Below are 12,474 nucleotides of genomic sequence, written 5' to 3'. Positions count from 1 at the left end.
GCTACACCCTCTCGATGATCTTTTCGCCGAACAGACCCTGCGGCCGGAACACCAGAAAGATCAGCGCCAGAACATAGGCAAACCAGTTCTCGGTCGCGCCACCCAGCGCGGGGCCGAGTGCGAACTCGAACAGCTTCTCGCCCACGCCGATGATCAGCCCACCGACGATGGCGCCGGGGATCGAAGTGAACCCGCCCAGCATCAGTACCGGCAGCGCCTTGAGCGCGATCAGAGACAGCGAGAACTGCACACCTGATTTGGTGCCCCACATGATGCCTGCGACCAGCGCCACAAACCCGGCCACCGACCAGACCATGACCCAGATGAAGTTCAGCGAGATTCCCACCGACAGCGCCGCCTGATGGTCATCCGCCACCGCGCGCATCGCCCGGCCCTGCTTGGTGTACTGGCTGAATGCGACCAGAGCCGCCACTAGAAGTGCAGCGATGATCGTCGCCACGATGTCCAGATTGTCGATAAAGAAGCCGTAATCAAAGATGTTGAAGGTCGTCTCATCGATCCACAGGTTGATGCCTTGCGGCAAGCCTACATCCAGCGTCTTGATCTCGGATCCCCACATCAGGTCAGCCACACCCTCTAGGAAATAGGCCAGACCGATGGTTGCCATGAACAGGATGATCGGTTCCTGCCCGACCAGATGGCGCATCACGAACCGCTGCACCGCCCAGGCCAGCAACACCATTACGGCCATGGTCAAAAGGATCGCCAGCAGCGCAGGCACGTTCCAACCGAAATTATAGACATGCGTGCCGAAGGTCGCATTGATCAGATGCGCAAAGGGCACCTGACCATTCATGATCCCAACCAGCGTCATCGCTGCGAACAGGGCCATAACCCCTTGGGCGTAATTGAAAATGCCGGATGCCTTGTAGATAAGCACAAACCCCAGCGCGACCAGAGCGTAGAGGACCCCGGCCATCAGACCGTTGAGGATGACCTCCATCGCAAATACGAGTTGTTCAGGCATCAGAGGGTCCTCCGATCAAATGTTGTCGGGTACAGGGCAGGAGAAAATTCGGCGAATTTTCTTGGCGCGGCTCGAAGGTCAGTCATGGCTGACCCCCAGATAGGCGTCGATGACCTCTTGGTTGTTGCGCACCTCGTCCGGCGTGCCATCACCAATTTTCTTGCCATAATCCATCACGACCACTCGGTCGCTCAGGTCCATTACAACGCCCATGTCATGTTCGATCAGGGCAATCGTTGTGCCAAACTCATCATTCACGTCGAGGATAAAGCGGCTCATGTCCTCTTTCTCTTCAACGTTCATCCCGGCCATCGGTTCGTCCAGCAACAGTAGCTTGGGCTCTGCCGCCAGCGCACGTGCCAGTTCGACGCGCTTTTTCAAACCATAGGGCAAGCGCGACACAGGTGTCTTGCGGATGTGCTGAATTTCAAGGAAGTCGATGATCTTCTCGACGGCCTCGCGGTTTTCAGTCTCTTCCGCTTCGGCCTTACCCTTCCACCAAGCTTGCTGAAAAATGTTGGTCTTCATGTAACCCAAGCGCCCGGTCATGACGTTGTCCAGAACGCTCATTCCTTCGAACAGAGCGATGTTTTGAAACGTCCGCGCAATCCCTTGCTGCGCCACCTCAAAGGGCCGCATCGGCGGGCGCTTAGACCCGTGGAACCAGACCTCACCTTCCTGCGGGACATAAAACCCCGAGATCACGTTCAGCATCGAGGACTTGCCCGCCCCGTTCGGCCCAATGATCGCGCGGATTTCGCCTTCGCGAATATCGAACGAGATATCCTTGATCGCCACCACACCGCCAAAACGCAGGGTGATGTTCTTCATCTCCATCACCACGCCGCCGATCTTGCGGCCGTCTTCGGTGACATATCCTTCGGAATTATCCAGCATCAGCCTCTCCCAGACTTACGCAAAAACGGGACGGCGGGCGGGGCGATGACCGCAGGTCGAGCGGCGCGCGCCAGGCCCATCATTCCGCCGCCACCTTATGCTGTGCGACCGGCACCACCGGTGCGTCGACAATCTCCAGCGTCGCAGAAATCGAACCCTTGCGACCATCCTCATAGGTCACTTCGGTGGTAGTCGACACACTCTCGGACCCGTCATAAAGCGCTGCGATGATGTCGTGGAACTTCTCCTCGACAAAGCCACGGCGCACCTTGCGGGTCCGGGTCATCTCACCATCATCCGCATCCAGTTCCTTGTGCAGAACCACAAAGCGATGCACCTGACAGCCCGACAGCATCTCATCCGCCGCGACCGACTTGTTCACTTCTTCGACGTGGCTTCGAATCGTCTCTAACACACGGGGATGTCCCGCCAGTTCCTGATAAGAGGCATAGGCCACGTTGTTACGCTCCGCCCAGTTTCCTACCGCCGTCAGGTCAATATTGATGAAAGCCACGCAACGGTCCTTGCCATTGCCGAACAGCACGACCTCAAGAATATCGGGATAGAACTTCAGTTTGTTCTCGACATATTTCGGCGCGAACATCGACCCGTCGGCCATTTTGCCCACGTCCTTTGCGCGGTCGATGATCCGCAAATGGCCCGAGGTTTCCTCGATGAATCCGGCATCCCCGGTGGCCACCCAGCCTTCGGCATCTTTGGTCGAAGCCGTGGAATCCGGGTTGTTGTAATACTCCACAAACACACCCGGCGAGCGATAGTGAATCTCGCCGCTGTCATCGATTTTCAGCTCAACCGCAGGGGCCGGTACGCCAACCGTATCCGCGCGCACCTCGCCATCGGGTTGCTGTGTGATGAACACGGTCGCTTCGGTCTGGCCATAAAGCTGCTTCAGGTTGATCCCCAAAGAACGATAGAAATCAAAGATTTCCGGCCCAATCGCCTCGCCCGCCGTATAACCCACACGGAAACGGCCATAGCCCAACGTATCCTTGAGCGGCCCATAAACCAGCATATTGCCCAGCGCGTATTTCATCTTGTCGCCAAACCCGACGGGCTTCCCGTCCAGCAACTGGCCACCAACCTTCTTGGCGTGCGCCATGAAGTGGTGGAACATGCGCTGCTTCAGCTTGCCTGCATCCTCCATCCGGATCATCACATTGGTCAGCTGGGTTTCGAACACGCGCGGCGGAGCGAAGAAATAGGTCGGCCCGATCTCGCGCAGGTCAGTCATCATCGTGTCGGCGCTTTCTGGGCAGTTCACGCAGAAGCCGCACCAATAGGCCTGACCGATGGAGAAGATGAAGTCGCCCACCCAAGCCATCGGCAGATAGGACAGGATGTCCTCATTCCGGGTCAGGTGGTCGAATTCAGCAGAATTCTTGGCGCTTTCAATGACATTCCGGTTCGACAGCACAACACCCTTGGGCTTGCCCGTTGTTCCGCTGGTATAGAGCATCACGCAGGTATCGTCATAGGTGATCGCTGCGATGCGCTTGTCCAGCTCGGCATCAAACCGCGCGTGACCGGCGTTGCCCTCGGCCATGATGTCCTCGAGCGCGTTCATCTGGGAGTGGTCATACTTCCGCATCCCGCGCTTGTCGGTATAGAGTATGTGTTTGACCTGATGGAGGTTTTCCTGAATCTCGATGACCTTGTCGACCTGCTCCTGATCACCGCAGACGACATATTTCGCGCCACAATGTTCCAGCACATAGGCCATCTCTTCGGCGACCGAGTCCTGATACAGAGGCACCGGAACCGCACCCACCATCTGCGCCGCGACCATCGACCAGTAATGTGCAGGACGGTTGCGGCCTATGACGGCGATATGGTCGCCAGGTTCAACACCGATTTCCAGAAACCCCAACGCAATAGCGCGGATTTCTTTCGCGGCCTCTGCCCAGCTCCAGCATTGCCAGATGCCGAATTCTTTTTCACGGTAGGCCGGGGCATCCCCGAACTGCATGACATTGCGGTGTAACAGCGCCGGAAGAGATTGCATCCCTTCAGCGCCCGACTGCGTCTGAGCCAATCTTTTTCTCCTCCCCACCCGACCCCTCCTCCGGGACGGAAATGGCGGCTCCGGGTCAGGCCCGAACGCCAATGCCCCGATTAGGGACAGGCGGAGGATCAGCGTCAAGTTTTGCCTGATGTTTTCTCAATTCTTACGAATTGTAACAGCGTCAGAGGGGTGATCTTCCGAGTTGTACAAGATGTACAAAATGAAAAACCGGGACAAGTCACGCTGCAACCGACGACAATAGATACAGTTGGACGAAACAGACGGCATACCCAAAGAAAGACTCCAATGCGAGTTGAGTTGGTTTGCAAGCCACAGTGTTTCGCCCCTGGCAATTGCGAATGAAGAAGCAATTGCAGTCGTGCCGGAGCTCTGACAAAACTCTCGCAGTGTCGTTCAACTGCCGCATGAAAGAATACCCTTAATGACCGAAAACTCACTTGGGCTGGTCCCGCCTGAAGATCGACACGCATTCTGGAACAGCTTTTATACCCGCTCAGCAGAGTCGTGGGAGCTGTCGCTGCCGTCACAGTTTGCCGCGTTTGTGGCCAATGAAATTGATCGGAAAGCACACGTCATTGATATCGGGTGCGGAAATGCACGTGATAGTTTTTTCTTTTCACGTCATGGATTTAAAGTAACCGGATTGGATGCATCAGAGGCCGCCGTCGAGTCAGCGCAGAAACACGCAGGATTGCAGGGCGGAGATGGCCTCGAGTTTGTCAGAACCAATCTTAAGGATGGACGGGTTCGACAGGTGCTGTCTGATCGGCGCGCCGAAACCGTGTGCGTTTACGCGCGTTTCTTTTTGCACGCGATTACAGACGACGAGGAAGATGCGCTGATTGATGCGCTCCATAACGGATGTGAACCCGGAGATATTGTTGCATTCGAATACCGGACATTGGCAGATCGAAACACCGAAAAAGTCGCCGCTCCGCATTTCCGGCGCTACCTGAGCGCGGCTGAACTGGATGAAAAAATGGAACGGTGCCAGTTCATGAAATGCTACGGAATCGAAGGTATCGGTTTTGCCAAATACAAGTCAGAAGACGCAATCGTGGCCCGAGCAATCTATGAAAAACAGCCATGAATGAAGCAAAGGTCCTGAGGCGCGTCGCAGCACTGCGCACCAAAGTGTTTGAGCATGCTTCAACCCGAACCGCACTGCCGCGACCACGCAGAACGCGTCTGGCGTTGGAATCGCTGGCAGATCATGTTCGGAGGTTGGGAAATCCGACACTGCATGACGATTGGGAGGAAACCTATATTCTGTTTTCCTGCCATACGCGGATCAGGCCTGCACGAATACATGGTCGGCTAAAGCAGATGGAAATACGTTATGCAAAAAAGGGTCAGGAGGCCCGATTCACGGCCTTTTTTGCACTTATCAGACAAACTCTGCATCCAGATTTCATCACACCGCATGGCTACAACAGAACATTCGGTGAAATGGCGGATAATGACATATTCTCGAAACTCGACGCTGAGCTGGCACCCGTAGTTCAGCTGGGAAAACCGATAATACTCTATGCCGGGGCATTGTTGGGGCATATCCGGGAAGGCCGGCTGATCGCGCATGACGATGATGTCGATTTTGCCGTGCATCTAGGCGAGTGCACGCTTGAAGGCGTTTCTGAAAAATGGTCGCAATACCAAAAGGTCTTGTTGGATAGCGGCTGTCTGGACATCTCTTCTTCAGCTGGGAACTCGATCATATTCAAGGTGAAGAACAGCTTGGGTATCGATATCGACCTGTTTCCGGCATGGACAGAAAACGGACGCTTCAGCGTCTATCCCTACGCGCTCAACGACCTGCCGGAGAGTGCGATATTCCCGCTAAAGCCATTGAATGAAGGGGTTATCATGCTGCCCCAAGACGCACCCGCCTTACTGGCACAAAGCTATGGTGAAAACTGGCGCGTGCCCGATCCTCTTTTTCATTTCGACTGGCCTGCCGCACGCCGTAGATTTGCGCCCCTGTTGCAGCGGGATGTCGACCCCGGGTGACGAGACCACTTGTCAGCGTCGTCCTACGATTGCCTTTCGCATGGAACCATAACGGCCAAGACGCAAGCGGCGCTGGCTTCGCAATTTGATACGCAGACGCCGTGCTTAATCCTGATCTGGCAGGAAGGTGAGGCCTTACAACCAATCCCGCAAAATCGGAATCAGCGGCACGTCCGCCGCTGGCATTGGATAGTTCCGCAGATCATTTGCACGCACCCATTTCAGCGCCTGACCTTCTTTAGACTGCGGGATGCCCTCCCATTTGCGACAGGCGAACAGCGGCATCAGCAGGTGGAAATCGTCATAGCTGTGGCTGGCGAAGGTCAGGGGGGCGAGGCAGGAGGCCCAGGTGTCGATGCCCAGTTCCTCGTGCAATTCGCGGATCAGGGCGGCCTCGGGGGTTTCGCCGGGTTCGATCTTACCGCCGGGGAACTCCCAGAGACCGGCCATGGATTTACCCTCGGGGCGTTGGGCCAGCAGAACGCGGCCCTCGATGTCGATCAGGGCGACCGCGGACACCAATACTGTCTTCACGAGCGATAATCCGCGTTGATCTCGATATATCCGTGGGTCAGGTCGCAGGTCCAGACTGTGGATTTGCCCTCGCCAAGTCCCAGATCGACGGCGATCACAAGGTCCTGGCCCTTCATATAAGCGGCGGCGGCGTCTTCGCTGTAGTCGGGGCTAACCCAACCTTTTTCGGCGACGAGGATATCTCCGAAGGAAATGCTCAGATGGTCGCGATCGGCGGCGGCGCCGGATTTGCCGATGGCCATGACGATGCGGCCCCAGTTGGGGTCTTCGCCCGCGACGGCGGTTTTGACGAGCGGCGAGTTGGCGATGGCCAGTCCGTGGGTTTTGGCGTCAGCATCCGTTTCCGCTCCGGTCACACGAATTTCTACGAATTTCGTGGCCCCTTCACCGTCGCGCACCACCTGCTGCGCTAGGTCCAGCATCACCGTTTCCAGAGCGTCCGCAAAGGCGGTATTACCGGTTGTATCGACGCCCGACGCTCCGGTCGCGCATAGAAGCAGGCTGTCTGAGGTCGAGGTATCGCTGTCGACAGTGATGCAGTTGAAGGTGCGGTCGGTCTGCGCACCCAGCATCACTTGCAGGGCGGATTGGTCGACCTGAGCATCTGTGAAGATATAGACCAGCATCGTCGCCATATCGGGCGCGATCATGCCGGAGCCCTTCGCAATCCCCGCAATAGAGACTGTTTTGCCGTCAATCTCGACCTGAGCGGAGGCCCCTTTGGGGAAGGTATCGGTGGTCATGATCGCCTGTGCCGCGTCCTTGATCGCGTGGCGGCTGAGGCCTGCTTTCAGCGTCTCAAGCTGTGCGACGATGCGGTCATGGGGCAACGGTTCGCCGATCACTCCGGTGGAGGAGGTAAAGACCCGCTCTACCGCGACACCCGTGGCTTTGGCGACCGCTTCGGTCACCTCGGCTACCGAGGTCTGGCCGTAGTGGCCGGTAAAGGCGTTGGCATTGCCTGAGTTCACCAGGATCGCCGCTGGCCCGTCAGATGGCCCGCCGATCTTGTCCTGACAATCCAGAACCGGTGCTGCGCGGGTAGCGGAGCGGGTGAAAACCCCGGCCACCGAGGTGCCCGGATCGAGCACCGCCAGCATCACATCAGTACGGCCCTGATAGCGCACGCCTGCCTCGACCGTGGCAAAACGCACGCCGTCGATGGCGGGCAGTTCGGGAAAGCCCGCCGGAGCCAGCGGAGAGACCTTGGTAATCGTCGCCACGGGAAGCTTACTCCTGAACCAGTTCGAGCTGACGCACGATCTCGGGACCGGCACCGTTGAGCGCGGGGCGTTCGATCTGAGCGCTCTGGGTCAGCTCGTCGATCTTGGCCTGAATGGCCTCCTGCCGGATGGTCTGGGCCAGATCGCCGCGCACTTCGTCAAGCGCGGGGGCCTCCGATTTGCGCTTGTCGTTCAATGCCACCACGTGCCAGCCGAACTGCGTCTGTACCGGGTCCGAGACCTGACCTTTTTCCAACGCAACAACCGCGTTTTCGAATTCAGGCACCATCTGGCCTTTGCCGAACCATCCCAGCGAACCGCCATTGGGGCCCGAGGGACCCGTGGATTTCTCTTTCGCCAGTTCGGCGAAATCGGCTCCGTCATCGAGTTGCGTCTTGATCTCGTTCGCCTCTTCCTCAGTCTCGACAAGAATGTGGCTGGCGTTGAACTCATCTTCGCCTACAAACTCGGCGAATTGCGCGTCATAGGCAGACTGGATCGCTTCGTCCGTCACTTCGGCGGCGGTGATCGCCTCGACCGTCTGCACCGCGCGCAGCGAACGGGTTTCATTTTCCAGCCGCAAGGCGTTTAGGGTGTTCAGCTCGCCCTGCTCTTGGCTCAGCAGGTGCTGCTGGATCAGTTGTTCAAGGATGAAGTCATATAGAACGTCGTCTTCCAGCTGCTGATACTGCGCGGGCAGAGCCGATGCAGTAGCGATGACGTGACCCAATGTGATTTCGTCGTCATTCACGCGTGCCACAACAGTCGACGCATCCGGTGCGGTCTGGGCGGCCAGCGGCAGAGCCATCACGGCAGCAAGCGCCAGCGATGGCAGAAAAGTGAGGCCTTTGGGCATGGAATCATCCTATTTCTTTGCCGCGACAGGGCGCAGCGTTGACACTTCAGAACCTGCCGCTTACATCGCTTTGAAGCCTTGGACAGGGCCGCCTTTCACCCCCCGTATCTATGGGTTGCGCGCAAGGTGGGCAAGCCTGTCGCAACCACGATAAGAACAGATCCGCTGGAGTGAACATGCTGGGACTCGGAACGCTCGCCAAAAAGGTGTTCGGAACACCGAACGACCGCAAGATCAAGGCGACCCGCCCCCTGATCGAAAAGATCAACGCGCTGGAACCCGAGTTTGAGAAACTGTCCGATGAAGGCCTGATCGAAAAGACCGCCGAGCTGCGCCAACGCGCGCTGGATGGAGAGAATCTGGACGCCCTTTTGCCCGAGGCTTTTGCCAACGTGCGCGAAGGGGCCAAGCGGGCATTGGGTCTGCGGGCGTTTGACGTGCAGCTGATGGGCGGTGCCTTCCTGCATCAGGGCAATATCTCGGAGATGAAAACAGGTGAGGGCAAGACACTGGTCGCCACCTTCCCCGCTTATCTGAATGCGCTGACCGGCAAGGGCGTGCATGTGGTCACGGTGAACGAATACCTGGCCAAGCGTGACTCGGAATGGATGGGCAAGGTGTTCGCCGCCGTGGGCATGACCACCGGCGTGATCTGGTCGGGCCAGCCCGATGCCGAGAAGATGGCCGCGTATAAATGCGACATCACCTATGCCACCAATAACGAGCTGGGCTTCGACTATCTGCGCGACAACATGAAGGCGGATCTGGAGCAGGTCTATCAGAAGCACCACAATTTCGCGATTGTCGACGAGGTGGATTCGATCCTGATTGATGAGGCACGTACGCCACTGATCATCTCGGGCCCGTCGCAGGACCGCTCGGATCTGTACACCGCCATAGATGCGCTGATCCCGTCGCTGAGCGACGATCATTTCACGCTGGACGAGAAGTCCCGCAACGTGACCTTCACCGATGAGGGCAACGAGTTTCTTGAGCAGCAGCTGATCGCTGCGAGTCTGATCCCCGAGGGGCATTCGCTGTACGATCCGGAAAGCACGACCGTGGTGCACCACGTCAATCAGGGCCTGCGCGCCCATAAGCTGTTCCAGCGCGACAAGGATTACATTGTTCGTGATGGCAACGTGGTGCTGATCGATGAATTCACCGGCCGCATGATGCCGGGCCGCCGCCTGTCCGAAGGTCTGCACCAGGCCATCGAGGCCAAGGAAGGCGTGCAAATCCAGCCCGAGAACGTGACGCTGGCCAGCGTGACCTTCCAGAACTATTTCCGCCTGTATGACAAGCTGGGCGGCATGACCGGTACGGCCCTGACCGAAGCCGAGGAATTTGCCGAAATCTATGGTCTGGGTGTGGTCGAAGTGCCGACCAACAAACCCATTGCGCGTCTTGACGAAGACGATCAGGTCTATCGCACCGCCGGTGAGAAATACGGCGCGATGATTGAGGAAACCAAGAAGGCTCAGGAAACGGGCCAGCCGGTCTTGCTGGGTACAACGTCTATCGAAAAATCCGAAGTGCTGAGCCAGATGCTGCAGAAGGAAGGCATCGAGCACAACGTTCTGAACGCCCGCCAGCACGAGCAGGAAGCGCAGATCGTGGCCGATGCGGGCAGATTGGGCGCAGTGACCATCGCCACCAACATGGCCGGTCGCGGCACTGACATTCAGCTCGGTGGCAATGTCGAGATGAAGGTGCTGCAGGCGCTGGCCGAGAACCCCGAGGCCGACCCGGCCCAGCTGCGCGCAGCCGAAGAGGCCCGCCACGCGGAAGAAAAGGAAAAGGTTCTGACTGCCGGTGGTCTCTATGTGATGGCGTCCGAGCGTCACGAAAGCCGCCGCATCGACAACCAGCTGCGGGGTCGTTCGGGCCGTCAGGGTGACCCAGGCCGCACCGTGTTCTACCTGAGCCTCGAAGACGACCTGATGCGCATCTTCGGCTCGGAACGGTTGGACAAGGTTCTGACCACGCTGGGCATGAAAGAAGGCGAGGCGATCATTCACCCCTGGGTGAACAAATCGCTGGAACGGGCGCAGTCCAAGGTCGAAGGCCGTAACTTCGACATGCGCAAAAACGTTCTGAAATTCGACGACGTGATGAACGACCAGCGGAAGGTGGTGTTCAGCCAGCGCCGCGAGATCATGTCCTCGGATGACCTGTCGGAAATCGTCTCGGACATGCGCGAACAGGTGATCGACGATCTGATCGACGAATACATGCCACCGAAATCCTACGCCGATCAATGGGACACGGACGGGCTGCATGAGGCGATCAAGGACAAGCTGACCATCGACGCGCCGGTTCAGGACTGGGCCGCCGAGGAAGGCGTGGATGATGAACAGGTGCGCGAGCGTCTGATCAACGCCGCCGATGAGATGATGGCGCAGAAGGCGGCTGCCTTTGGCCCCGAGAACATGCGCAACATCGAAAAGCAGGTTTTGCTGCAGACCATCGACGGAAAATGGCGCGAGCATCTGCTGACGCTGGAGCATCTGCGCTCGGTCGTTGGCTTCCGGGGTTACGCCCAGCGCGATCCGCTGAACGAATACAAAAACGAAAGCTTCCAGCTGTTCGAAGGTATGCTCGACAGCCTGCGTGAGACGGTGACACAGCAATTGTCGCGCGTCCGCCCACTGACCGAAGAAGAGCAGAAAGAGATGCTGGCGCAGATGCAGGCACAGCAAGCGCAGGCACAACAGGCAGTGGATCAGGCGGCAGATCAGGCCGAAGCGGTTGCCGAAGCCGAAGCTTCGGGCGATGCACGACCGGGGTTTGTCGAAGATGATCCTTCAACCTGGGGTAACCCGTCGCGCAATGACAGATGCCCCTGTGGATCAGGCAAGAAATTCAAGCATTGTCATGGTAGACTGACCTAAGGTCACCTTCTATCCGACACAATGAGTCCGCCTCGCGGCCACATATTGGCCGTGATTGAGGGTCAAATTGCGACTCGCTCCTTCAACTGGGGAGGGTGTCTTGTTTGTAATAAAGAACTACGTGACCACGGGCGGAACCGTTGCCTGCGCCCTGGCTATCGGATACTTGATGCAGAGCGGATCCGCTCAGCACCCCGCGCCTGATGCGGGCTCGGAACGTGTTGCTTCGATCGCGCAGCAATCGGTGGGCCTGTCAGGGCTCGAAGCTGTTGTGCTGACCTCATCGACCCCGACCGCCGCACGTGAAAATGTATCACCCGACGCCCCTCTGACATCGCGTGTTCAGCCACGCTTCCCCTCGAACTGTGACCTGAGCGCGCGTGCAATGGCCGTACCCGGCGCGAATGTCCGGCTTCGGGTCAAAGCGCCTTGTCACATGGATCAACCGATCGAGATTCATCACAGCGGGCTGGTGTTTTCGACCCGCACGGATGCGCTTGGCCGGCTGGACCTGACGGTACCGGCGATGGCGGAATACGCCATTTTCCTGATTTCCTTCTCTGATCAGAAAGGCACCGTGGCCACGACCCATGTGCCCGAGATCAAGACCTATAACCGCGTTGCGCTGCAATGGGAGGGCGAGACCGACCTTCAACTGCATGCGCTCGAATTCGGTGCCAGCTATGGCGAAAACGGCCATGTCTGGTCCGGTTCCGAGGCCGGTGGCGCGGGTTCCGTGATCCATCTGGGCCAGGGCGATTCGGAGAAGGCGCACAGTATCGAAGTCTATTCATTCCCGACCAATACCGGGATCGAGGCCGGATCGATCGCGCTGTCGGTCGAAGCCGAAGTGACGGAAGCCAATTGTGGTGCAGACCTGCATGTGCAATCGTTGGAATGGCGCGCCGATCAACGTCTGCGCTCGCGCGATCTGACGCTGGAAATACCCGGCTGTGACGCGACTGGCGATTTTCTGGTGTTGAATAATCTGTTCTCAGACCTGACAATCGCTGCAAAATAAACAGCTGGCA

Annotated in this window: 10 protein-coding genes; 4 read left to right on the top strand and 6 right to left on the bottom strand. The window is 57.9% G+C overall.

The annotated features are described in order from the left end of the window. Position 1: 1 nt before the first annotated feature. From ACR3EM_RS14685 to ACR3EM_RS14675, 3 genes are all read right to left on the bottom strand, one after another. Positions 2–988, bottom strand: a complete 987-nt coding sequence (locus ACR3EM_RS14685; RefSeq protein WP_480471387.1) for a branched-chain amino acid ABC transporter permease — start codon at positions 986–988, stop codon at positions 2–4. Positions 989–1,066: 78 nt separating this feature from the next. Continuing rightward, positions 1,067–1,885: an ABC transporter ATP-binding protein gene (locus tag ACR3EM_RS14680; protein ID WP_170694891.1), complete on the bottom strand. Its 819-nt coding sequence runs from the start codon at positions 1,883–1,885 to the stop codon at positions 1,067–1,069. A 79-nt stretch (positions 1,886–1,964) separates the two neighbouring features. Next, positions 1,965–3,908: an AMP-binding protein gene (locus tag ACR3EM_RS14675; protein WP_480471939.1), complete on the bottom strand. Its 1,944-nt coding sequence runs from the start codon at positions 3,906–3,908 to the stop codon at positions 1,965–1,967. Between the two features lie 442 nt (positions 3,909–4,350). On the opposite strand from ACR3EM_RS14675, the gene ACR3EM_RS14670 reads away from it, so the two are divergent. Together ACR3EM_RS14670 and ACR3EM_RS14665 are read left to right on the top strand one after the other, a co-directional pair. Continuing rightward, the gene (locus ACR3EM_RS14670) at positions 4,351–5,019 is read left to right on the top strand and encodes a class I SAM-dependent methyltransferase (RefSeq protein WP_480471386.1); all 669 of its coding nucleotides are present in this window, start codon (positions 4,351–4,353) and stop codon (positions 5,017–5,019) included. After that, positions 5,016–5,936, top strand: coding sequence for a hypothetical protein (locus tag ACR3EM_RS14665; protein WP_480471385.1), 921 nt, complete (start codon positions 5,016–5,018; stop codon positions 5,934–5,936). The genes ACR3EM_RS14670 and ACR3EM_RS14665 overlap by 4 nt, the downstream gene beginning before the upstream one ends. Positions 5,937–6,071: 135 nt before the next feature. Here ACR3EM_RS14665 and mutT read toward each other — a convergent pair whose 3' ends face one another. The 3 genes from mutT to ACR3EM_RS14650 are packed head-to-tail and all read right to left on the bottom strand — an operon-like array spanning position 6,072 to position 8,549. Then, positions 6,072–6,470 (bottom strand): 8-oxo-dGTP diphosphatase MutT, encoded by a 399-nt coding sequence (gene mutT / locus ACR3EM_RS14660; protein WP_170334201.1) that lies wholly within the window; start codon positions 6,468–6,470, stop codon positions 6,072–6,074. Further along, positions 6,467–7,693: a bifunctional glutamate N-acetyltransferase/amino-acid acetyltransferase ArgJ gene (gene argJ / locus ACR3EM_RS14655; protein WP_480471384.1), complete on the bottom strand. Its 1,227-nt coding sequence runs from the start codon at positions 7,691–7,693 to the stop codon at positions 6,467–6,469. Before argJ ends, mutT begins: the two co-directional genes overlap by 4 nt. Positions 7,694–7,700: 7 nt before the next feature. Next, on the bottom strand, positions 7,701–8,549 hold the full coding sequence (locus tag ACR3EM_RS14650) for a peptidylprolyl isomerase (RefSeq protein ID WP_480471383.1): 849 nt from the start codon (positions 8,547–8,549) through the stop codon (positions 7,701–7,703). Positions 8,550–8,725: 176 nt separating this feature from the next. Here ACR3EM_RS14650 and secA point away from each other — a divergent pair, with 176 nt between their 5' ends. Together secA and ACR3EM_RS14640 are read left to right on the top strand one after the other, a co-directional pair. Next, a complete protein-coding gene (gene secA, locus ACR3EM_RS14645; protein ID WP_480471382.1) occupies positions 8,726–11,443 on the top strand; it encodes a preprotein translocase subunit SecA in 2,718 nt (905 codons plus the stop codon). Positions 11,444–11,543: 100 nt separating this feature from the next. Then, complete coding sequence (locus tag ACR3EM_RS14640; RefSeq protein WP_480471381.1) at positions 11,544–12,464, top strand: hypothetical protein; 921 nt, start codon at positions 11,544–11,546, stop codon at positions 12,462–12,464. Positions 12,465–12,474 lie beyond the last annotated feature (10 nt).

Source organism: Ruegeria sp. AH3, from assembly GCF_056536265.1.
Note: the sequence above shows the minus strand (reverse complement) of the source record. Positions and strands in the feature narration are given on the sequence as shown.

Bases quoted from the DNA above. Each gene is read 5' to 3' on its own strand.
- ACR3EM_RS14685 (WP_480471387.1), bottom strand. From the start codon at position 988: ATGCCTGAACAACTCGTATTTGCGATGGAGGTCATCCTCAACGGTCTG.
- ACR3EM_RS14680 (WP_170694891.1), bottom strand. From the start codon at position 1,885: ATGCTGGATAATTCCGAAGGATATGTCACCGAAGACGGCCGCAAGATC.
- ACR3EM_RS14675 (WP_480471939.1), bottom strand. From the start codon at position 3,908: ATGCAATCTCTTCCGGCGCTGTTACACCGCAATGTCATGCAGTTCGGG.
- ACR3EM_RS14670 (WP_480471386.1), top strand. From the start codon at position 4,351: ATGACCGAAAACTCACTTGGGCTGGTCCCGCCTGAAGATCGACACGCA.
- ACR3EM_RS14665 (WP_480471385.1), top strand. From the start codon at position 5,016: ATGAATGAAGCAAAGGTCCTGAGGCGCGTCGCAGCACTGCGCACCAAA.
- ACR3EM_RS14650 (WP_480471383.1), bottom strand. From the start codon at position 8,549: ATGCCCAAAGGCCTCACTTTTCTGCCATCGCTGGCGCTTGCTGCCGTG.
- secA (WP_480471382.1), top strand. From the start codon at position 8,726: ATGCTGGGACTCGGAACGCTCGCCAAAAAGGTGTTCGGAACACCGAAC.